Genomic DNA, 21,737 nt, shown 5'->3' with positions numbered 1-21,737 from the left:
TTATTAATAACCTTCAGGAAATTAAACGGTTTTATAAAATCGAAATGGTTTGCACGCGATTGTTAAAGTTTGTTAATCTTCCGGCCTCAGAAATATATTATGCTCCTTTTGAAGCGTTTTTGAACATAAGCCCGTTTTGTTAATTAATCTATGTTCATCCTAAATTCATCATTGCGATTTAGTTTAGTGATTTACCGATTGATTATCAGTGTTTACCGATACTCTATAAAATTAATTTTTTTATTGTTACATATTTGAAACAGCAACAAAAACCGAATATTATGGCTTTAGCTCACATTAACCTCAGCGTAAAACAGTATTTCAATTTCATGTGCCACACCGATTTTGAAAGAAGGATATTTCACGATAGCTACAGGGAATTTCAAAAGAAATCGAAGATATTCAGCCAAAACCAGCAGGTACATACCTTTTCGCAAATGTTGCAATTAAATGAAAAGGCCGGTTCATTGCACCAGAAATTACAGTATGCAGTTATGCCAAGCATCGCAAATTTAGAACAGAAAATGCCGGTGTTGGGCGATTTGGATGGCAATGCACTTAAATTTGATTGGGCCGAATTAAATATTGTAAGTTCTGATTTGTTAAATAAAGGAGCCCACGTAGTTTCGATTACTTATACCAGTCCAAAATTAGTGCTGCACGAAATAATTGGCGATTTACTGGTTTTGAGTTATTGTAAACCAGGTAGCAAAGGCGAAACCTTAATGGTAAAAATTACCGAAAACCTGATGGTAAATTACGAAGAAAGCAACAGTTTGGTTTACAGTTAATCCATCTTGCGCATTTCTTTAGCCCGGGCCCAAAAAAATATTATTAATTTGTAGCATGCAACAATTTAAAGCTCCAACTTTTATTATTCACGTGGCAGGTTGGCTTTTATTTCTAACCTTTCCATTATTGTTCATCAACAACGAACAATCGGGGCAAAGTAGTTTTTTGTTGCTGGCATCGCCATTTTACTGGTTGTTTTGTCTTACCTACATGTTGATGTTTTATTTCAATGCCCTGGTGCTGGTACCCAAACTCATGTTTAAAAAGCGGTACCTGTTATATACCGCAACAGTTTTGGGCTTGTTTAGCTTTGTGTATTATGCCCAGCCTTACGATAACCTGCTGGGGCACAACAAAAGTGTAATGGCAGCATTAAAAGGCGAGGTTGATAAACAGCCAAAAGGCTTAAACCAATCGCTGCAACCTGGCAAAGACAGTGTAATAGGGCCTGGCGTAGAGATGCCTTTCGGGCCTTTACCCAATCAGGATTTGAGGATGCAGGACCCTAACCTGAAAAAACAAAAAGGGATTTTAGATTTGCACAGGCCCGAAAATATCGACGTCATCAGTTTATTTATTTTTATGATGATTATGGGATTGAGCATTGCCACCAGTACGGTTGAGCGCTGGCAAACCGCCGAATCGAAAGTGGTAAAAGCAGAGGCAGAAAAAGCAACCGCCGAACTTTCATTCCTCAAAGCGCAAATCAATCCGCATTTTCTTTTTAATACGCTGAATAACATTTATACCCAGTCGGTTATCAATAGCGAACATACTTCAGAAAGCATCATGAAACTATCAAACATCATGCGTTATGTTACCGACGATGTAACGCAGGATTTTGTGATGCTTAAGGACGAAATTGATTGTGTACGCGATTATATCGAGTTGCAAAGGTTGAGGCTGGGTGCCGATGCCGAAATTAGTTTCGGGGTGGAGGGAAAACCGGAGGGGAGAAAAATAGCCCCCTTAATTTTTATGACCTTTATCGAAAATGCATTTAAATATGGTGTTACCAAAAAAGAAAAAACCATTATCAGCATCAAACTGAGTATCGGTGCCGATAAAATTGATTTCTCCTGCCAGAATAAAATTTATGCCCATCAGTCTAATTTGGAACGTTCGGGCATTGGTATTGCCAATACGCGTCAGCGCCTAACGCATTTATATGCGCAACAACACCGTTTGGATATTAAAAACACAGGCGAAATGTTTACCGTTAACCTTTGTGTAAATTGCTAACCTTTAACCGATAAATTATGGCCTTAAAATGTGTAGCTATAGATGATGAACCTCTGGCACTCGAACTGATCAAAAATTATGTTTCGAGGTTTCCCGGGTTGCAACTGGTACAGGTTTTTGAAGATGCCCTGTCGGGGGCAGAGTACCTGAAACAAAATCCTGTTGATTTGTTATTCGTAGATGTTAACATGCCCGATATTTCTGGGGTTGAACTGGTGCGTAGTTTGGTAAATAGCCCTATGATTATCTTTACAACTGCCTACCGGAATTATGCTTTCGAAAGTTACGAACTTCAGGCTATCGATTACCTTTTAAAACCTATCGATTTTAACCGTTTTACTGCGGCAGTAGAGAAAGCGATCGATTTTCATAAATACAAAAATGCCACTCAGGAAAATACCAGTGACGAAAGCATTTATGTGTATTCGGAGTATAAAATGATTAAAATCTTGCTCCGCGATATCGAGTATATCGAAAGCATGGGCGATTATCTTAAAATTTACCTGTGCAATGCTGATAAACCGGTTTTAACGCTCATGACCATGAAAAAGGTGTTGGAACGTTTGCCTGAGGATCAGTTTGCACGTGTACATAGGAGTTTTATTGTAGCCTTGACCAAAATTAAATCGATACACAATAGAAAAGTGAATTTAACCCATGTAGAAGTGCCTGTTGGCGACGCTTACAGTGGTTTTATTAATCAGCAAAAAGGGATATGAAGTTAAAAGCTAACATAGCAACAAGCGAAAATGGTTTTATTTTCAATCCGGCAACCGGCGATTCATTTACAAGTAATGGTATTGCCGCCGAAATTTTAACTTATATGAAAGCGGGAGAGAGCGAAGCAGAAATTAAACAAAAAATCCTCGATCGTTATGAGGTAGAATTGTGCCAGCTGGAAAGAGACTGGGACGATTATATGTTGCAGTTAAAGGAAGCAAATCTTTTAGATTTGTAACCCCAAATAAAACTAATCATGAGCGTTTCTCCCCACTTAAACCAAACCAAAACCTTAACCATTGCGGTTACAGGTTTAAATGCCAACGATAATCCCGGACCAGGTTTAGGGGTAATCAGGGCGTTGCGGGATGGTTTTGGAGAAAATTTACGGATTATTGGCCTGGCTTACGAAACTCTTGAACCGGCTATTTATTTAAGCGATCAGGTAGATAAAACCTACCGTATTCCTTACCCAACTGCCGGAGTGGAGGCTTTAAAAGAGCGTTTACAGCAGATACAGGAAGTAGAACACATAGACGTGCTGATCCCTAATTTCGATGCCGAGCTGTTTAATTTCATTAAGCTGGAAAAAGAGTTGTTAAATATGGGTATTCGTACCTTTTTGCCTACACACCAGCAACTGGCAGACCGTGATAAGGTAAACCTGCAGGCATTTGGAAATAAACATGGCTTGGAGGTACCTGCCAGCGAAACCATTTTAGCAGTCTCCGAACTTGATCAGATGGCAGATAAATTGGGCTTTCCACTGGTGATAAAAGGGAAATTTTACGAGGCCACTATCGTGCAGCATATCAGCGAGGCCTACAAAGCTTTTTATAAGTTACAGGCCAAATGGGGGCTCCCCATTATTGTGCAGCAATTTATAAAAGGTACCGAAATTAATATCGCCGGGTTGGCCGATGGAGAAGGAAATACGCTGAGTGTAATCCCGATGCGTAAAATGTACATCACCGAAAAAGGCAAAGCCTGGGCAGGTATTACCATAGCTGATGATAAGCTGATTAACCTGGCTAAAGCATTTGCGAAAGCATCACAATGGAAAGGCGGTTTCGAGCTGGAAATTATGCGTGATGAAAAGGATAGGCTGTACATTATGGAGGTGAATCCCCGCTTTCCTGCATGGATTTACTTATCCGCTGCAGCAGGGCAAAACCAACCCCGTATGCTGGTTGATCTGGCTTTAGGTAATCAGGTAAAAGAGTTAACAGCTTATACTGCAGGTAAAATGTTTGTCCGTTATGCCTGGGATAATATTATAGATGTTGCAGAATTTCAAAAGTTATCGGCTTTTGGCGAACTGTAGAATAGTAGCAGAAGATATGCAAAAGATTGAATCTGGTCTTGATACTTCATACCAACCTCTTGATACTAATTGAAGATGAAACAAAAATACGAACGACCAACCATCAGAAAAATGAATACCGGACTCATGAACAAGTTTGGTACGCGTACTGATTTTGACCCTGTTGAAAGCATTGATGGCGTTGCCGTCAAAGATCTGGTTGCGCAATATGGTTCGCCTGTTTTTGTATTATCCGAAAAGCAGATCAGACGGAATTATCAGGCGGCCTTGCGTTCGTTTAAAACGCGTTACCCCAAGGTGCAGTTTGCCTGGAGTTATAAAACCAATTATCTGAATGCAGTTTGTAAGGTTTTTCACCAGGAGGGGAGCTGGGCAGAAGTGGTTTCGGGTTTCGAGTACCATAAAGCATTGGGTAACGGAGTTGCTGGTCATCAGATTATCTTTAATGGCCCAGATAAAAAAGAAGCAGATTTAATCTTAGCAATAGAAAACCATTCGCTCATCCACATCGATCATTTCGACGAACTTTATTTGCTGATCCAGATTACCCAACGCATAAATAAAACTGCAAAGGTGGCCATCAGGGTTAATTTTGATACCGGTGTTTACCCCATTTGGGATCGCTTTGGTTTTAACTATGAAAATGGTCAGGCCTGGACGGCTATTAACAAAATTGCAAAGGCCGATAAAATGGAACTTGTAGGGCTGCATTGCCATATTGGTACCTTTATGTTATCTACAGCTGCTTATGCTGTTGCTGCCGCTAAACTTTGTCAGTTAGCGCTGAAATGCAAAAACGAGCTTCAAAACCCGTTACAATATTTAGACCTGGGTGGCGGCTTTCCTTCTACCAATACACTAAAAGGAGCTTATTTACCTGGTGTAGATACCGTGCCATCGGTCGAAGATTTTGCCGAAGCCATTAGCAATACCATTTTAGAAGCGGGCTTTGATACAGATGAATTGCCGCTTTTAATTTTAGAAAGCGGACGGGTATTGATTGACGATGCAGGTTATTTAATTGGAAGTGTTTTGGCCAATAAACGGCTAAGCGATGGTAGGCGTGCTACCATTCTCGATTTCGGTATCAACATCCTGTTTACTTCAAACTGGTACGACCATAAAATAAGTGTGGCCAAAGAATCGGGACAGTACACCGAAGAAACTGTTTTATTCGGCCCGCTTTGTATGAATATAGATGTAATCAGAGAAAGCATTATGCTGCCGCTTTTAGAGCGCGGCGATCAGGTAGTAGTACATAAGGTTGGCGCTTATAATATGACCCAATGGATGCAGTTTATCAATATGCGCCCTGCTGTGGTGTTAATCGATCAACAGGCCAAAAGTCATTTGATCCGTAAACCGGAAAATCTTACCTATTTAGAAATGATGGAAGTAGTGCCCGATTATTTAAAAATATAATATTGAAGAAACGCGTGCAATATTACTTTAGCGCCGCCTTAAGCAGCTACGCCATCCTGTTCTTCTCGCAGAACCGGATTTTAGGTGTGCTGTTGCTCGTGGTTTCTTTTTTCAATTTTGATGCTGGTTTATCGGGGCTCATAAGTGTAATTGGATCTTTACTGCTGGTTAATACCCTTGGTTTTAAAAAAGAAGATATTAAATCGGGGCTATATAGCTTCAATTCGCTGCTGCTGGGCATTGGTTTTGGCACTTTTTTTAGCTTCAGTTTCGCCTATTGGCTGTGGCTGGCCGCGGCTTGTTTATTGTGTGTTGTTTTAAGTGTTAACCTCAGTTCGTTTTTAGGTAAATATGCTTTGCCTTCACTTTCTATTCCTTTTGTGCTAACTTTTTGGATGGTTTTAATTGCCTCAAACGGTTATTTAGGTATGGGCTTGCTGCAAAAAGGCAGTTCGCTAATCTTTGAGCTAAACACCAACCCGCCATCTCATTTTAGCCAGCTCTGTCTCTTTTTCGATCACCTGAATATACCAGCTTACGTGCTGCTCTTCTTCAGATCGGTAAGTGCCATTTTATTCCAGAACAGTGTGCTTGCCGGAATAATCATTAGCATAGGTTTTTTAATTCATTCGCGTATTGGTTTTAGTCTGTTGGTACTGGGTTTTATTGTTTCCTGTGTAATTAACCAGCTCACAGGCACCTACCCGGGCGGAATAAGTAATTACTATCTGGGTGCAAATTTTATGATGGTAAGTTGTGCCATCGGTGGCTTTTTCTTAATTCCTTCCTGGCGCGCTTATGTATGGGCAATTGCTGTAATTCCTTTTACTTTTCTGGTTTTAAACGGGCTGTCGCGTGTATTGCTCCTGTTTAATCTCCCTGTATTTTCCATGCCATTTTGTTTGGTTACACTCGGCTTGCTGTATTTTTTTATGCTCCGGAAAAAACCAGGCAAACTGCAGCTTACACCTTTCCAATATTACTCGCCCGAAACCAATTTGTATCAGTTTTTAAACGACCGGCAAAGACTGAAAGACTTTAAGTATTTCAATTTAAGCTTGCCTTTTATGGGCGCCTGGACGGTTTCGCAAGGCTACGAAGGCTCAATTACGCATAAAGGCGACTGGCAACACGCTTTAGACTTCGTGCTCAAAGATCTTGACAATAAAACGTATCAGCTACCGGGGGTAAAGGCAGAAGATTATTATTGTTTTAACAAACCGGTTTTAGCAGTGGCCGATGGTCAGGTAGAGGAGGTGATTGGCCATATAGATGATAATGCAATTGGTCAGGTTAACCTGCAGCAAAACTGGGGCAATACCATTGTAATTAAACATGCCGAAAATTTATACAGTAAGGTTTCGCATTTAAAAAAGAACAGCATAAAAGTTAAGGCAGGTGATTATGTTAAACAAGGCGATATTATAGCGCTTTGCGGTAATTCTGGCCGTTCACCCGAGCCTCATCTGCATTTTCAGGTACAGTGTACTCCCTACATTGGTTCTAAAACTTATCCTTATCCTTTTGCTTATTTCACCGTAGCGGGCCAGCCTGGATTAAAAACATTTGAGGTGCCGCAGGAGGGGGCTACCATTGAACGGCCGGAGATAAATCCCTATTTAAAAAATGCTTTTCATTTTCAACCGGGCTATGTAGCTATCGTAACTGGTGATAACGGGCATACCGAAACCTGGGAAGTATTTACCGATGATTTCAATTCGACCTACTTTTTTTGTCACGAAAACCAGGCAGTAGCCTATTTTGTAAGCAATGCCAGCGTATTTTATTTTACGCGGTTTTACGGAGAAAGAAATTCCTTGCTTTTCCGCTTTTATCAGCTTGCTTATAAAATTAATTATTCGCAGCAGCCTGTTGCAGATCATTTTGCCATAGATGCCGAAAGTTTGAACCCTGCCTTGTGGTTACAAGATTTTTTAGCTCCTTTCTATCGTTTTATCCAAAATTCTTATAGTAATTCTATTGAAAAAAGGCCCGATGGATTAATTGTGCATAGTAAAGTGAATCGCCAGCTTTTACGGAGGGGTAAAAAATTGGTACAAGCCGAAATATTTGTAGATAATAAAGGTATTCAAGGCTTTGCACTTCAATATCAAAACAAAAATTTAAAAGTAAAATGGGAAACAAGTTCAGTTTAACAGTTTTGCTTTTAATTGTTTCGATAACAATTGGTAAAGCGCAAAGCAACTATCAGGCAACAGATAGTACATCTTTGGCGCTTTTTAATGCCGCCGAGTGGCAGCAGCTTATTGTTTTTGGTAAATCGGCCATTAATGAAGGCGAAGATTTTCCTTTGCTGCGGTTACGCATTGCTTATGCATCATTTGTACGCGGTAATTATACCGATGCGCTGGTGCAATACAATAAGGTGCTGGCAAATGATAAACATAACCAAATTGCCCTGTATTATGGCTATTTAAGTAGCCTTTATTTAAACCGGCCAGATAACGCAGGGTGGTTCGCGGCAGGTTTAGATACGGCAAATGTAGAAGGCAAACAATTAAGGCCTTTTAAAATGATTTCGGTAGGGGCTGAGAGCGGAATTAAATTTACCAATATCTACGAAAGGGGTAATTCCTCCTATTCAAGGGCTTTTCTTGATTTTGGCCTTACTTATAAACTAAACTTATCAACTTCGTTTTCATATTACAACCAGCCTATCCACAACGATCATATTGTACAGCCGGGCTATTATGCAAAATTGAATTATACACCGTTTAAAAGGTTTAGCTTTATTGGTGCTTACCATTATATGCGGTCTGATTTAAGGCAATTGGTATATCAGAACAATGCTGGTTTATTCGGTGTTAAATATGCAGGTGATGCCGGCGATTTTCAGGGAGATTTTATTTTATCGCAAATTGGCGATGAAAAAACGAGGCAGTACAATATGCAATTTGTAAAGTATTTAGCTGGTAACCTGGATTTTTACAGCATTACCCGTTTTTCGCTGGTTAATGTATTAAGCGAGCACAATATCGTTGTACAGCAGTTGTTTGGCTTTAAGCCCTTTAATCAGCTATGGTTTGAAGGTGTGGTAACAATGGGTAATCAGTACAATTACGCAGAGGCTGATGCCTTGTATTTTTATAATGGCTTTGATAAAACGAAGTTTAAAGCTGGTGCAAACTGTTATTTTTTGTTAAAACAACGGCTACTTTTAGGATTGAATTATACATTTGAACGTAAATCAGATAATATTTTTAAATTTAATTATTTACAACACTCAATTAACGGCGGCATTACATGGAATTTTTAAAACAATTTATGGTCTTTGCGATTCTGGGCTTATCTGTATTTGAGGTAAATGCCCAAACCAATGCCGCATTGCAAAAAGCCTTTCAAAATAGTTATAACAACGAAAGTAAAAAGAGCTATACCGAGGCCATAAGTGATATTATGCCCTTTTATGCCGAAAATAATTACGAAACAAACCTCCGGATCGGTTGGTTGTATTATCTGGCCAAAAACTATACCGCATCGCAAAATTATTATAACAGGGCAATCAGCGCAAGGCCAAATTCGGTTGAGGCACGGTTTGGCTTAATCAAAGCGCTTTCGCTACTAAGCAGCTGGGATAAAGTGATGGAGCAGTACAACAGTATACTCAAAATTGATCCGCAAAATACACAGGCAAACTATTGGGCCGGGGTAATTATCTACAACCGGAAACAATATGCCAATGCATCTAAATATTTTGCCAGGGTGGTAGCTTTGTATCCTTTCGATTATGATGGGAACCACATGTTGGGCTGGGCGTTGCTGTTTTCGGGCAGAAAACCGGAGGCAAAGGCCTGTTTCGAACGCGCATTATTGATAAAACCAGGCGATACATCGAGTACCGATGGACTAAATAGATCGATTAAATAGGGCCTAAAGGGCAATTAATCAATGTATTTAGCGAATATTTACAGATAAAAAAATAAAAAAGTGATTTATAGGTATTTAAGTATATATTTGACGCAAATTAAAATACAATATAATGCAACAAGGAACAGTAAAATTTTTTAATGAAACTAAAGGTTTTGGATTTATCATCCCTTCAAATGGCGATGCCGAAATTTTTGTTCATGCTTCAGGCTTAATCGACAGCATTCGCGAGAATGATACCGTAAACTACGAAGTAGAAGAAGGTAGAAAAGGCCTAAACGCGGTAAATGTAAAAGTAGCTTAAGAAAACTCAAACACATAAATCGTAAAAGGTCCCGATGCAAATCGGGACCTTTTTTTATGCTATTGATTTTTATCGTCATTGCGGGGAGGAACGACAGCCTGCCCCATTTTTCGGGGAAGCAATCTTATTAAAAAAGCTTTAGATTGGAGCCTCTTAGAGATTGCTTCGTTCCTCGCAATGACGAATTTTCTACGATAAAAACCTTAAAAAACCTATAATCCACCAAATATTTCAGAATATGCTTTAGAATGTTTCTAAATAAATGTTTTATCGTTGTTTTGTCATATTCGTTTATAAATTAAACTCATAATTAAATACTTTTGCAAGAAATATAGATATAAATCCTAATCAAATGAGTGGTTTCGGAAATGCGTTTTCTTCATCAATAGGGAAGAAATTCATCATGGGTATTACAGGTTTGTTCCTGATACTTTTTTTAATTGTACACTGTTTCATTAATGCATTAATTTTCATTAATGATGGTGGCTTAACCTTTAACATTGGGGCGCACTTTATGGCTACCAACTGGTTAATCAGGGCAGGCGAGGTAGTACTGTTTATTGGTTTGCTTGTGCACATTTTTCAGGCATTGCGGTTAACCCTGCAAAACCAAAAAGCCAGACCTGTTAAATATGCCGTTAACGATGGTAAAGCGAACAGTAAATGGTATAGCCGTTCAATGGGGTTATTGGGTACGTTATTGCTTATTTTCTTAGTGGTTCACTTAAAAGATTTTTGGGTAGTTTCACGTTTTACCGGAATTCCAACGGTTGATGCGAATGGCCACGAAGATTTGTATGCTGTAATGAGAGAGAAATTTCAGGATCCTGTAAGGGTTGCAGTATACATTTTAGCTATGTTTTCTTTATGCTACCACTTATTGCATGGTTTTGCTTCGGCTTTCCAAACATTAGGTTGGAACCACTCAAAATATAACGGTTTAATAAAAGGCTTTGGCGTTTGGTATTCGATCATTATTTCGATCCTTTTTGCCGCAATGCCAATTGCAGTTTATGCAGGTTTAATTAATTAGTTTTTAGCACAAAAGAGATATGTCAGATATTAATTCAAATATTCCAGAAGGCGATTTAACAAGCAAATGGACTAAGTATAAGTCTTCTGTGCCTTTGGTTAACCCATCGAACAAAAGAACAATTGAAGTAATTATTGTAGGCTCAGGTTTAGCAGGTGCTTCGGCAGCGGCTACTTTAGCTGAAATGGGTTATAAAGTTAAATGTTTCTGTTTTCAGGATTCGCCACGCCGTGCACACTCTATTGCGGCTCAGGGTGGTATCAATGCTGCAAAAAATTACCAGAATGATGGCGATAGTATTTATCGCTTGTTTTACGATACGATTAAAGGTGGCGATTACCGTGCCCGCGAAGCAAACGTGCACCGTTTGGCAGAGGTAAGTGCTAATATTATCGACCAATGTGTGGCCCAGGGTGTGCCTTTGGCACGCGAGTACGGCGGTTTGTTAGATAACCGTTCGTTTGGTGGTACACAGGTTCAACGTACTTTTTATGCTGCAGGTCAAACCGGTCAGCAATTATTACTAGGTGCCTATTCAGCTTTAGAACGCCAGGTGGGTATGGGTAAAGTAGAAATGTACACGCGCCACGAAATGCTTGAGGTGGTTAAAATCGACGGTAAAGCACGTGGTATTATTGCCCGTAACTTAATTACAGGTGAAATTGAGCGTCATTTCGGCCATGCAGTAGTGTTGGGTACAGGTGGTTACGGTAACGTGTTCTATCTTTCTACCAACGCAATGGGTAGTAACGTAACGGCAGCCTGGAAAGCACACAAACAAGGTGCTTACTTTGCAAACCCTTGCTATACGCAAATTCACCCAACCTGTATTCCGGTTTCTGGCGATCACCAGTCTAAATTAACCCTGATGTCTGAATCGTTACGTAACGATGGAAGAATCTGGGTACCTAAAAAGAAAGATGATAACCGTAAAGCTTCAGAAATTCCTGAAGATGAAAGAGATTATTACTTAGAGCGCCGTTACCCTGCTTTTGGTAACCTGGTTCCACGTGACGTGGCTTCGCGTGCAGCAAAAGAGCGTTGCGATGCAGGTTATGGTGTAGGAGCTTCTAAACTGGCTGTTTACTTAGATTTTAAAGCGAATACTGAACGCTACGGAAAAATCGAAGCTGCAAAGGCTGGTAACCACAATCCGGATAAAGAAACCTGCATGCGTTTAGGTACTGCCGTAATTAAAGAGAAATACGGTAACCTGTTCGATATGTACGCACAAATTACCGGCGAAAACCCTTACGAAACACCAATGCGTATTTACCCTGCGGTACACTATACCATGGGGGGACTTTGGGTAGATTATAACTTAATGACTTCGGTACCGGGCTTATATTGCACCGGAGAGGCTAACTTCTCTGACCATGGTGCTAACCGTTTAGGTGCATCTGCTTTAATGCAAGGTTTAGCCGATGGTTATTTCGTTTTACCTTACACCATTGGTGCTTACTTATCAAAAGAAATTTCTACCAAAGCTATCCCGACTGATCACCCTGCGTTTGTAGAGGCGGAAGCCAGAGCGGTAGGTATTTTAAATACTTTGATTAACATTAAGGGAACTAAATCTGTAGATCATTTCCACAAACGTTTAGGTCACATCATGTGGGAGAAATGTGGTATGGCCCGTAACGAGAAAGGCTTAAATGAAGCCATTCAGGAAATCAGAGCCCTGCGCGAAGAATTCTGGAAAGAGGTACGTGTACCTGGCGCTGCCAACGAGCTTAACCCTGAACTGGAGAAAGCAGGCCGTGTTGCCGATTTCATCGAATTGGGTGAGTTAATGTGTATCGATGCATTAAACCGTAACGAGAGTTGTGGTGGTCACTTCCGCGAAGAATATCAAACGGAAGAAGGTGAGGCCTTACGTGATGACGAGAACTACGCATACGTTGCCGCATGGGAATTTAAAGAAGGTGTAAACTTCGAACTTCATAAAGAAGAACTGAAGTTTGAAAATATTAAAGTTGCACAAAGAAGTTATAAATAGTGATGCGTACAGCGTTTAGCGTAAAGCGGTTAACTGCCAAACGCCAAACGCTTATCGCTTACCTAAAATCTCAATGTTATGAGTACAGGAAATATGAACTTAACGCTAAAAGTTTGGCGTCAGAAAAATAACAATACCAAAGGTGCTTTGGTTGATTATAAATTATCCGGTATTTCGCCAGATATGTCTTTCTTGGAGATGTTCGATGTGTTAAACGAAGATCTGATCAATAAAGGCGAAGAACCAGTGGTGTTCGATCACGATTGCCGCGAAGGTATTTGCGGAATGTGTTCGATGTTCATCAACGGTCGTCCGCACGGGCCAAAAGATTTGGTTACTACCTGCCAGTTACACATGCGCTCATTCAAAGATGGCGATACCATTGTAGTTGAGCCTTGGAGAGCAGCGGCTTTTCCGGTAGTTAAAGATTTAACTGTAGATCGTTCTGCATTTGACAGGGTTATTGCTGCCGGTGGTTTTATTTCGGTTAATACGGGTAATGCACAAGATGCCAACAACCTGCCAATTCCTAAAATGCAGGCTGATGCAGCTTTCGAAGCTGCTGCGTGTATCGGTTGTGGCGCCTGCGTAGCTACTTGTAAAAATGCTTCTGCAATGCTTTTCGTATCGGCTAAGATCTCTCAACTGGCTTTATTGCCACAAGGTCAGCCAGAGCGCTACCGTCGTGTACAAAGCATGGTTGCACAAATGGATGCTGAAGGTTTTGGTAACTGTACCAATACCGGTGCTTGCGAAGCAGAATGCCCTAAAGGAATTTCTCTAGAGAATATTGCCCGCATGAACCGCGATTTCGCTACTTCGAAATTCATTTCTGAAGAAACCGTTTAAAAATATACTGTGCATTCCGGTTTTACCGGAATTCTTAAGCCTCCACCTAGTGGGGGCTTTTTAGTTTTAACACAAAGCATTGTCTTAATTTAGATTGTCATCCTAGCCTGTCGAAAGACCTATCTAAATACTGTACAGGAAAGCTCAAGGAGACTTATATTTATACCCCTTTTTTAGTTTAAGACATCTGCTATTGTATAATCATTTTATATCACTGATCATTTTTAAATGCTATAAAATGAGATAAATCTGGTTAAAAGCATGATAAATGTTAGTATTTAATAAAAAAGGCTAAATAAATTTCATCAATTTTTTAGCTGATTATAAGGGTCTGATTGGCTGTTATTTTAACATTTCGGCTATATATTGAAAACATATGAAACGCTAAAGCTTAAAATCGAAACTCAGGACAAGAAATTACTAACAAAATAAAAGTTTGCGAAACTGATAATAATTTTATGTATGCATATTAAAATTTTGCTTAAATGGAAATTTTATTCTGTATTATTTGCATATACATTAAAGATTTTCTAAATTTATTGCTCCGAGACAGGAGAGAAAACATAAAACCCCGGCAATTTGTGCTGGGGTTTTGTGTTCTTTAAGAAATTGAGGTTCGCCTAGTTAAGTGCGAAATTAACGTTGATGTTGTATTTTACCCGCACAGGTACACCAAACTGTATACCTGGATTCCATTTGGGCGAACCTGACAGCACTCTTATGGCTTCTTCATTAATATCGGCGCTAACTCCACGCATTATTTTAATATTAGTTAGCCCGCCGTTCTTTTCTACAACGAAAGATAAAAATACCCTTCCCTGAATCTTATTCTTCGCCGCTTCTTTTGGGTATTTAATGTTATCGTTCAAGTACTGGTAAAAAGCCTTTAAACCACCTGGAAATTCAGGCTGTTTCTCTATCGTAACGAAATCGAACACACCGTTAGGGATCGAATCTCTTGATGGCTTGTTGCTAATGCCAGACTTCATTGCAGGATCAGGTTTGGCTGAAAAATTCAGTTTGGCTATCTTTTTTTTAAGGGCAATATTTTCGGCACTGTTTTGCTTTGCTTTGGTAAATACAATGAGCAAGCCATTGTTGTCATTTATCCCAAATTGCGAAGTCTTATCCCTCTCTTTTAAAATGGTCACAGATTCAATGTCTTCGTTTTTAAATTTACGCAGCGTATCCATGCCATTTACCAATAGTTTTCCATCTAAAATAACACTTGGCTTTGGGGTTGCCGGACCTACATTTTGCGCATGTGCTGTAAAGTATATTAAAAGACTGAGCAGCGTAAACAGATATTTTTTCATGCCCAAATATAGCATTTGTTAGTTGCTGTGGAAGGTAGTAAATGGAGTAGAACCCATGATTTTTCTGATTTACTCCTTATTGTGCCACGTGAAACATAAGTTAATATTAATTTAATCTTGCGTTTATGAAGAAGCTTCTTATGCAAAAAAAAATCTCCGGTTGTTAATAAACCAGAGATTTGAATTGGAGCAGCAACCGCTCAATTTAATTTTTTGTGCTCCTTGCCTTAGTAAGGTCGAAGTTTATATTAATGTTATACCTTACACGTACGGCTTTACCATCCTGCTCGGCTGCTGCCCATTTGGGCGAATTTTTAAGCACCCTAACCGCTTCTGTATCTGTTTCAGGGCTCAGACTGCGTGTAACCATAATATCGGAAATGGAGCCATCTTTTTCTACGGTAAATGCCAGAAATACTTTGCCTTCTGTTTTATTGTTTTTGGCTACTTCGGGGTACTTTATTTCTTTTTTAACATACTGGTAAAATTCGGCAATCCCACCAGGGTACATTGGCTGCTTTTGTACTGATACAAAATCGTACACCTCGTCTTTATCTTGTGCTTTTGCAGAATTAACAAGCATGGCGCAGCCCAGTAGGGCTAAAATCATTAGCTTTCTCATGGTTTTTTGGTTAAAGGTTAATTAATTATTCTTCTGTGGAAGGGGTTTTGCGTCCTTGGTTTTGATAATGATTACACCATTGATTCCTTTAGCACCATAAAGTTTTTTTGCTGCTGTATCTTTTAAAACTTCCATAGATTGGATATTGCTCTGGTTTATCGAGGTTTCTTCCTTGATTTCCTCTCCGTCAACGATGTAGAGGGGGGAGTTTGAACCATTTCTGAGCTTGACTTCGGTTTTGGTAATGTTAAGGTTATAGGGTGCAGGTTTAATGTTGAAAGTTGCCTCTTTTTTGGTTTGCTCTGCATTAATATTGTTTTCAGGAGCTATGCCACTTCCTACAAGCGCTGTTTTTGTTTTAATTTCAATTACACCTGCCAAACCATCGGCGCCATAAGCTGAAACCGCACTGCTATCTTTTAAAATCCTTACCGATTCTATGTTATCAGGTGCAAGTGAAACCAGGTTAATATCCCTGCTATATTGCTTGTTGCCATCAATTACAATTAATGGTTTAAGGCTATTCAATGCAGCATTACTGCGCAATCTGATGGTTGTAGTTTTTGTGCTATCTGCTTTTTGTGCAAAACCTGCCAGGGTAAATCCCATTACAATGGTAAAAACGATTATCTTTTTCATGCTGGTTACTTTTTTGGTTAGCATTTTTTATTTAAAATCGAAAAGTGGTGCGTTTTTGTCGATGTTGAGTTCTTTTATTTCCGGTTTTCTGAAAGCGTTATTTTTTGATCCCTTACTGGTAATGAGTATTGCGCCACCTTTTGCTGCTGAGCCGTAGAGATCGGTAGCAGCCTGATCTTTCAATACCTCGATCGATTCGATGTTATTCGGATTTATGGTACTCAAAGGTGTATTCTCAGCAAGTTTTACACCATCTAAAATCACTAAGCCGGTAAACTTAATATCGTTACGGAGTTTAATGGTTGACTGATTTTTAGCAGTTTTTGTTTCATTATCGTTCAGCGTAAAATTAACATTAATGTTGTACCTTACCCGTACAGGCAAACCATTCTGAATCCCCGGGTTCCATTTTGGCGATTCTTTTATAACCCTTAGTGCTTCCTCATCGGTGCCACTGCCCAGGCCTCTGGTTATCTTGACATCACTTAAGAGACCGCTTTTTTCTACTACAAAAGATAAAAATACTTTACCCTGTACATTTCTTTCCTGCGCCAGTTGAGGGTATTTTATTGCTCCGCTTAAATACTTGTAAAATTTGGCTATCCCACCCGGAAACTCCGGTTGTTTTTCAATCGAAACAAAATCGTAAACTGTTTTATCCTGATCGGGTTCAAGAATCAGGCTTGGTGTTGTTGGACCAGGTAAATAGGAGACAACGCTAATTTTATTCAGGTTAGTGTAGCCGGCGGTTTTGGGCAAAGCTTTATTTTTAAACTCTTCTGAAGATTCGGGCATGTTAAAGCTTACGGTAAGCGCGTATTTACCATCAGCTATCTTTTTAAAATCTTTGTAAGAGAGGATCGATTTCATTACTTCCTCATCGCAACCTGCGCCCAACTCTACATTAGGGCTTATGTTTACGAGCTTGCCATTCTTTACGCTGAATTTTATCTGCGTATTACCTTGCACTTCGTAGCTGTTGGCAAATGCCGGATATTTAATGTTTTGAGATAAAAACAGGTAAAAACCATTCCAGTTGGCATCGGCCTTGCCTTCGACAGAAATTTTGTGTACTGCGGGCGCCTCGGTTGTTGTTGTATTGACCATTTGCTGTACCATTTCTATTGGTTTCTCCAAGGGAATGCGATCGGTAATAGAGATTAATTTCTCGTTTTTACGTACCGTAGCCGAAGAGAATACAATAAGCAGCGCAAACAGCGGGATAAAGATTCCATACTTCATAATGGCAATCTTTTTAGACCGCTCTTTATGAAGCATGAAAATTCTTTTTTTGATTAATGATTTATCTAAAAAATTGTTGGTTAAAGCATTTGGCGAAATGCCGAAAGATTTGCTGAGCAGCAGCATCGCATACTCGGCTTTATCGCCCTGGTATGCTGCTGCCAGCTCGTCTGCCAAAAACTCGTGTATATTTTTAATCGTTTTTTTATAAAGGTATATCACAGGGTTTAGCCAGGTAATGATCCCTAAAATTTCAAAAAATAAAATATCAACGGTATGCCATTGCTTAATGTGTGCCTGCTCGTGGATATCAATTACATCCATTTGAGGCAGATTCTGGTCGATAATTTTTTTGCCGAAGAAAGAAAAAGCCATTCCGGCCTTTCCGGGTACCAGCATCTTTTTTACCGCCATTAAGTTAAATACCAATCTACCTAAGAAAAACAGGATACCTGCACAATAGATATATACAAATGCATTGGCCCAATTGAGGCCATTGTTGCGCTCTGTTACTACTGTGGCTTGTTGTAATACGGCCTCCCAGTTAACTGTTGTATAAACTTGCCGGGCGGCTTTATGTTCAGTAAGCCATTCTAAACGAATAAATGGAATACATAGCGAAAGCACGCCGGCAGATACCAGATAAATACGGTTTAACGTAAAATAGGTTTCCTTATCCAGCAGTAATTTATAAACACCGTAAAAAACAACCAAGTATAAGTTTACCTGCAATAGGTAGTGGGCAAAACTCATTTTGGCTTGTGTTTAATGTTATTGATCATTTTTAAAATCTCATCAACATCACTTAAATCCAGTTTTTCTTCTTTAACAAAGAAAGAGAACATGCTCTCTACTGAATTTTCGAAGTAATTGCCCAACAGTTTTTCTGTTGCATGGCGCTTATACTCTTCTCTGCTTACTAAAGGGTAGTACTGGTGTGCTTTCCCGAATGCTTCATGACCAATAAATCCTTTGGTTTCGAGGATTCTGATAATGGTTGAAACGGTGTTGTAAGCTGGCTTAGGTAATGGCAGTTCGTCAATTACTTCTTTGACGAATGCTTTTTCCAGTTGCCATAAAACCTGCATAATCTGCTCTTCGGCTTTAGTTAAATCTTTAATTTCCATCATGGTAATAATAATAAGGACAGGCAAAATAATTTGCTTAAACTAAAGTTAAAACTAATTGGTTAGTTATCCAAATTTTATTTGATAATTATTAGAAAAAAAATAAAGAGGCAACTGATTCGGTTAGTAGACTGAAGGAGGAGGCGTTAATGTATTGTTAATGAGTTGTTTGGCTTGTATTTTTTTGCCGGGCTAAATGGTAATGAGGTTGTTTTTTATGCCATACACTACCAGCCCGGTGCGCGATTTGATGTTGAGTTTGGCAAAAAGCGATTCGCGGTAGTTATCAACAGTGCGCGGGCTCACATTCATAATGTCGGCAATTTCCTTGTAGGTAAGTTCGGTGCTGCAGTGCTGCAGGAAGGTAAGCTCCCGCGCCGAAAATATGGGTTTTGCATCGGTATCTTTCAATGCAACCAAAAGCCTGCCCGATACCAGTTCGTTTACGAAAAAGCCTTTTTCTACAATTACTTTAATTGCTGCAAATAAATCGGATGGGGTAGACTCTTTAAGCATATAGCCCCCGGCCCCGGCCTTAAGCATACCAATAATGGCTTTTTCATCCTCCAGCATACTCAGCGCAAGTACATGTACATTCGGGAAATTGGTTTTAACCCATTTAGTAGCGGCAAAACCATCCATAACCGGCATGTTAATATCCATTAATACCAGCTGAACATCTGGATGGTTATTGATTTTAGATTGCAGGTCGATTCCGTTTATGGCCTCAAATTTTACTTCTATTTCATCAAATTCTTCCAATAAACTGGCCAGCCCTGAGCGGAAAAGGGTATGGTCATCAACGATAGCGATAGCGATATTAGGGTGTTGCATATTATTAAGGATAGGGGATCTCTATTGAAATGGAAGTACCTTTTCCCGGTGCCGAATTTAATATTAATTTTCCATTGATCATCTCAATTCTTTTATAAATAGAATTGAGGCCCATGCCTGATTTACGGGCTTTAATTTCGTCGGGGTTAAAACCCACGCCATTTTCTTTTACCTTTAAATGCAGCACATTTGTTGCAAGATAGGCGTCGATCTGGATCTGGGTGGCCTGTGCATGCTTAATCATGTTGTTGATGATTTCCTGGAGCAAACGCAGGATAATCAAGTCTTTATCAGGCGAGGTGTAATCTGATTCTGATAAGGTATTGTTAACCTGGAGCTCGTAAGCACCGCTTTTGCTGAGCCAGCTAATTTCCTGATCAATGGCATGACCAAGTCCGTTTTCTACCAGCTGCTCGCCATGTAAGAGTTTAGCCAGTTCTCTCAGTTCTTTAATAGATTTATTAACCAGTTGTAGCGAATTCTCGATTTTCTTTTTGGCTTTAACCTCATCGGATAAATTTACCGAATTGAGGGTAAGTGTAGTAAGGCTGAGTAGCTGGCCTACATTATCATGCAATTCGGTAGCAATGCTCTGCATGGTTTGGTCTTGCACCTCTACACGCGCCTGCAGCATTTCAGCTTCGAACTTTTGCTGCATATTTTGCTTTTCGAGTACATGGTTCTTCTTATGCCGGTTATATGACCTGATATAAAGCAATAAGAATATGGGCATTAAAAGAAATATAAGTGTTGAAATGGCAACTAAGATTGCAATTTTCGTTGTTTCATTCTGCATATAAAGGAGTAAATCCAAAGGCTGTATAAAATATAATTTAACAGTACGTAAATACAATATCTTAAAGTGGCATATCCAATAATTTTCACATTAAATAAACCATCAAAAATATTGGCCATGGTGCTGCCAAAATAATAGAATAAAACACCGGTTACCCACCAGAATTCGGGATGGTTTTTAATTTCGATAAAGTTCTCGTCTTTTAACAGCAGGTAATAATAATAAAGGCAGTAAAGCGCATAAACTACCGACATTACGCTTATGGTCAGGTTATTGGATTCGCTGAAAGGCTGCTTAAATAAAAAGATAACATAACTAAGGCATATAATTCCGCCGCCAATAGCAAATATGGGCTTAGGGTTAATATATGCCTTAATACAATGGTAAAGGCCGAATAATATCGTACTGATCTCAAAGAAAAGGAAGATATTAAACAACCATAAATTGTGCTGATGCCTGGATGAAAGATAGGCTGCGTACTGCTCAGTTAATAATGCTATTGCTATGTAACAGGTAACTACTTTCCAAAAAGCATATTTATCTTTCCATACTAATGCAACTGCAGAGATAAGACATACAGTTTCGGCGATAACTATGGGAGATAATCTCATGGGTTATAAACTTGTTCCCTCGCAAATGTCAGGACAACCTTGTCCACGGTTTCCAATATTATCCAAATCGTCTTTATGGTCTTCTCCATTTCCTACGTTTAAGATAGTAGGTACCAGCAACAAAGTGTTTTTGCCTACATTTCCACTTTTTACGCCATCAGGTAAGGCATCGGTATACTGGGAAAAGTAAACTCTAAGGCCATCATATTTGCCTTCACTCATTGATTTGGCGATTTCTAAGATTTGATCTGCCGGAAACCACACGGCTTTGGTAAATGATTCCGGGAATTTTCTTGCCTGTACAGCATAAGCATCAACCATGGCCTGCGCGATCTTTGGATCGATAGGCTCCGAATTTAAATTTTGACTCATAAAAATGTATTGTTTGATTTGCGATAAAATTCGATAATAATAAGTGTTCCCACAAGAATAATCTGCAATTTAAATACCGTAAAAATACCCTATTAATAAGGGCGTTTTGCACAATCGCCCAATTATCGACTACCACTACTTTTGGTATTACAATGATGACCAAATAAATTGCCGTTACCAGATACTAAAGTCGTGAATCCTCAAAATGCTGTTTTTGTACCCGTTTAAAAAAGGGTCTGTTTTGGAGAAACTGTCCGTTTATTTAGCAAGTTGTAAACCATAATTTGATTAAACCTTTAATTCTTTTAAAAATGATAAATAATATCCTGCTTCAGGAAAATCATAGCGGAATAAGCGAAAGAGAAGTTGAAATAGTACATCTGTTATCAATGGGTTACAACAGTAAGGAAATTGGCGAAATGCTTTTTATCAGCGAGCACACGGTTAATACCCACCGGAGAAATATGGTAAGAAAACTCGATTTAAGAAATTCGTACCAGTTGATTGTATGGGCATTTAAAGAAAGAATACTGTCCTTATAAGGGCTAAAAGATATAACAACCTCTCAATAATTACAAAGCCTGCAATTTGATCCCTAAAGTCAA

Annotated in this window: 23 protein-coding genes; 14 read left to right on the top strand and 9 right to left on the bottom strand. The window is 39.3% G+C overall.

From position 1 onward, the window contains the following. Nucleotides 1-281 precede the first annotated feature (281 nt). The 13 genes from BLR37_RS13165 (at nt 282) to BLR37_RS13105 (ending at nt 13,573) form a co-directional block, all read left to right on the top strand. On the top strand, nt 282-791 hold the full coding sequence (locus BLR37_RS13165) for a hypothetical protein (RefSeq protein WP_090769247.1): 510 nt from the start codon (nt 282-284) through the stop codon (nt 789-791). A 55-nt stretch (nt 792-846) separates the two neighbouring features. Continuing rightward, a complete protein-coding gene (locus BLR37_RS13160) occupies nt 847-2,034 on the top strand; it encodes a sensor histidine kinase (protein ID WP_090769245.1) in 1,188 nt (395 codons plus the stop codon). Nucleotides 2,035-2,051: 17 nt separating this feature from the next. Continuing rightward, nucleotides 2,052-2,753: a LytR/AlgR family response regulator transcription factor gene (locus tag BLR37_RS13155; RefSeq protein WP_090769243.1), complete on the top strand. Its 702-nt coding sequence runs from the start codon at nt 2,052-2,054 to the stop codon at nt 2,751-2,753. Then, nucleotides 2,750-2,992: a PqqD family protein gene (locus BLR37_RS13150; protein WP_090769241.1), complete on the top strand. Its 243-nt coding sequence runs from the start codon at nt 2,750-2,752 to the stop codon at nt 2,990-2,992. The genes BLR37_RS13155 and BLR37_RS13150 overlap by 4 nt, the downstream gene beginning before the upstream one ends. 18 nt (nt 2,993-3,010) lie before the next feature. Beyond that, entirely contained in the window at nt 3,011-4,078 is a 1,068-nt protein-coding gene (locus BLR37_RS13145; protein WP_090769240.1) for an ATP-grasp domain-containing protein, read from the top strand. A 75-nt stretch (nt 4,079-4,153) separates the two neighbouring features. Beyond that, nucleotides 4,154-5,500: a type III PLP-dependent enzyme domain-containing protein gene (locus tag BLR37_RS13140; RefSeq protein ID WP_090769238.1), complete on the top strand. Its 1,347-nt coding sequence runs from the start codon at nt 4,154-4,156 to the stop codon at nt 5,498-5,500. 2 nt (nt 5,501-5,502) lie between these two features. Next, the gene (locus BLR37_RS25660) at nt 5,503-7,656 is read left to right on the top strand and encodes an urea transporter (protein WP_090769236.1); all 2,154 of its coding nucleotides are present in this window, start codon (nt 5,503-5,505) and stop codon (nt 7,654-7,656) included. Continuing rightward, nucleotides 7,635-8,777 carry a hypothetical protein gene (locus tag BLR37_RS13130; RefSeq protein WP_090769234.1) on the top strand — a complete coding sequence of 381 codons (1,143 nt, stop codon included), beginning with the start codon at nt 7,635-7,637 and terminating at the stop codon, nt 8,775-8,777. The genes BLR37_RS25660 and BLR37_RS13130 overlap by 22 nt, the downstream gene beginning before the upstream one ends. Beyond that, nucleotides 8,765-9,388 (top strand): tetratricopeptide repeat protein, encoded by a 624-nt coding sequence (locus BLR37_RS13125; RefSeq protein ID WP_090769232.1) that lies wholly within the window; start codon nt 8,765-8,767, stop codon nt 9,386-9,388. The genes BLR37_RS13130 and BLR37_RS13125 overlap by 13 nt, the downstream gene beginning before the upstream one ends. Before the next feature lie 112 nt (nt 9,389-9,500). Beyond that, complete coding sequence (locus BLR37_RS13120) at nt 9,501-9,692, top strand: cold-shock protein (protein ID WP_090769230.1); 192 nt, start codon at nt 9,501-9,503, stop codon at nt 9,690-9,692. 352 nt (nt 9,693-10,044) lie between these two features. Beyond that, complete coding sequence (locus BLR37_RS13115) at nt 10,045-10,725, top strand: succinate dehydrogenase cytochrome b subunit (protein WP_090769228.1); 681 nt, start codon at nt 10,045-10,047, stop codon at nt 10,723-10,725. A gap of 19 nt (nt 10,726-10,744) precedes the next feature. Further along, nucleotides 10,745-12,724: a fumarate reductase/succinate dehydrogenase flavoprotein subunit gene (locus BLR37_RS13110; RefSeq protein WP_090769226.1), complete on the top strand. Its 1,980-nt coding sequence runs from the start codon at nt 10,745-10,747 to the stop codon at nt 12,722-12,724. A 78-nt stretch (nt 12,725-12,802) separates the two neighbouring features. Further along, complete coding sequence (locus BLR37_RS13105) at nt 12,803-13,573, top strand: succinate dehydrogenase/fumarate reductase iron-sulfur subunit (RefSeq protein ID WP_090769224.1); 771 nt, start codon at nt 12,803-12,805, stop codon at nt 13,571-13,573. Nucleotides 13,574-14,193: 620 nt separating this feature from the next. Here the strand turns inward: BLR37_RS13105 and BLR37_RS13100 are convergent. The 9 genes from BLR37_RS13100 to BLR37_RS13060 form a co-directional block, all read right to left on the bottom strand. Then, on the bottom strand, nt 14,194-14,889 hold the full coding sequence (locus tag BLR37_RS13100) for a TonB family protein (protein WP_244154658.1): 696 nt from the start codon (nt 14,887-14,889) through the stop codon (nt 14,194-14,196). Nucleotides 14,890-15,094: 205 nt separating this feature from the next. Beyond that, nucleotides 15,095-15,511 carry an energy transducer TonB gene (locus BLR37_RS13095; RefSeq protein ID WP_090769220.1) on the bottom strand — a complete coding sequence of 139 codons (417 nt, stop codon included), beginning with the start codon at nt 15,509-15,511 and terminating at the stop codon, nt 15,095-15,097. Between the two features lie 21 nt (nt 15,512-15,532). After that, complete coding sequence (locus BLR37_RS13090) at nt 15,533-16,150, bottom strand: TonB-dependent receptor plug domain-containing protein (RefSeq protein ID WP_167356604.1); 618 nt, start codon at nt 16,148-16,150, stop codon at nt 15,533-15,535. A 27-nt stretch (nt 16,151-16,177) separates the two neighbouring features. Beyond that, a complete protein-coding gene (locus tag BLR37_RS13085) occupies nt 16,178-18,145 on the bottom strand; it encodes a M56 family metallopeptidase (protein ID WP_090769217.1) in 1,968 nt (655 codons plus the stop codon). Beyond that, nucleotides 18,142-18,519: a BlaI/MecI/CopY family transcriptional regulator gene (locus BLR37_RS13080; RefSeq protein ID WP_039472733.1), complete on the bottom strand. Its 378-nt coding sequence runs from the start codon at nt 18,517-18,519 to the stop codon at nt 18,142-18,144. The genes BLR37_RS13085 and BLR37_RS13080 overlap by 4 nt, the downstream gene beginning before the upstream one ends. 192 nt (nt 18,520-18,711) lie before the next feature. Further along, nucleotides 18,712-19,353 carry a response regulator transcription factor gene (locus BLR37_RS13075; protein WP_090769216.1) on the bottom strand — a complete coding sequence of 214 codons (642 nt, stop codon included), beginning with the start codon at nt 19,351-19,353 and terminating at the stop codon, nt 18,712-18,714. Between the two features lie 4 nt (nt 19,354-19,357). Beyond that, complete coding sequence (locus BLR37_RS13070) at nt 19,358-20,086, bottom strand: sensor histidine kinase (RefSeq protein WP_167356603.1); 729 nt, start codon at nt 20,084-20,086, stop codon at nt 19,358-19,360. A 29-nt stretch (nt 20,087-20,115) separates the two neighbouring features. Further along, complete coding sequence (locus BLR37_RS13065; RefSeq protein WP_090769211.1) at nt 20,116-20,760, bottom strand: hypothetical protein; 645 nt, start codon at nt 20,758-20,760, stop codon at nt 20,116-20,118. A gap of 3 nt (nt 20,761-20,763) precedes the next feature. After that, nucleotides 20,764-21,132 carry a hypothetical protein gene (locus tag BLR37_RS13060; RefSeq protein ID WP_090769209.1) on the bottom strand — a complete coding sequence of 123 codons (369 nt, stop codon included), beginning with the start codon at nt 21,130-21,132 and terminating at the stop codon, nt 20,764-20,766. Between the two features lie 311 nt (nt 21,133-21,443). Here BLR37_RS13060 and BLR37_RS13055 point away from each other — a divergent pair, with 311 nt between their 5' ends. Next, nucleotides 21,444-21,674 (top strand): response regulator transcription factor, encoded by a 231-nt coding sequence (locus BLR37_RS13055; RefSeq protein ID WP_052265991.1) that lies wholly within the window; start codon nt 21,444-21,446, stop codon nt 21,672-21,674. The last annotated feature ends 63 nt before the right edge of the window (nt 21,675-21,737 follow it).

It is taken from the genome of Pedobacter soli, assembly GCF_900101435.1.
Classification (GTDB): Bacteria; Bacteroidota; Bacteroidia; order Sphingobacteriales; family Sphingobacteriaceae; genus Pedobacter; species Pedobacter soli.
This window is presented reverse-complemented; position numbering and strand designations above follow the sequence as displayed.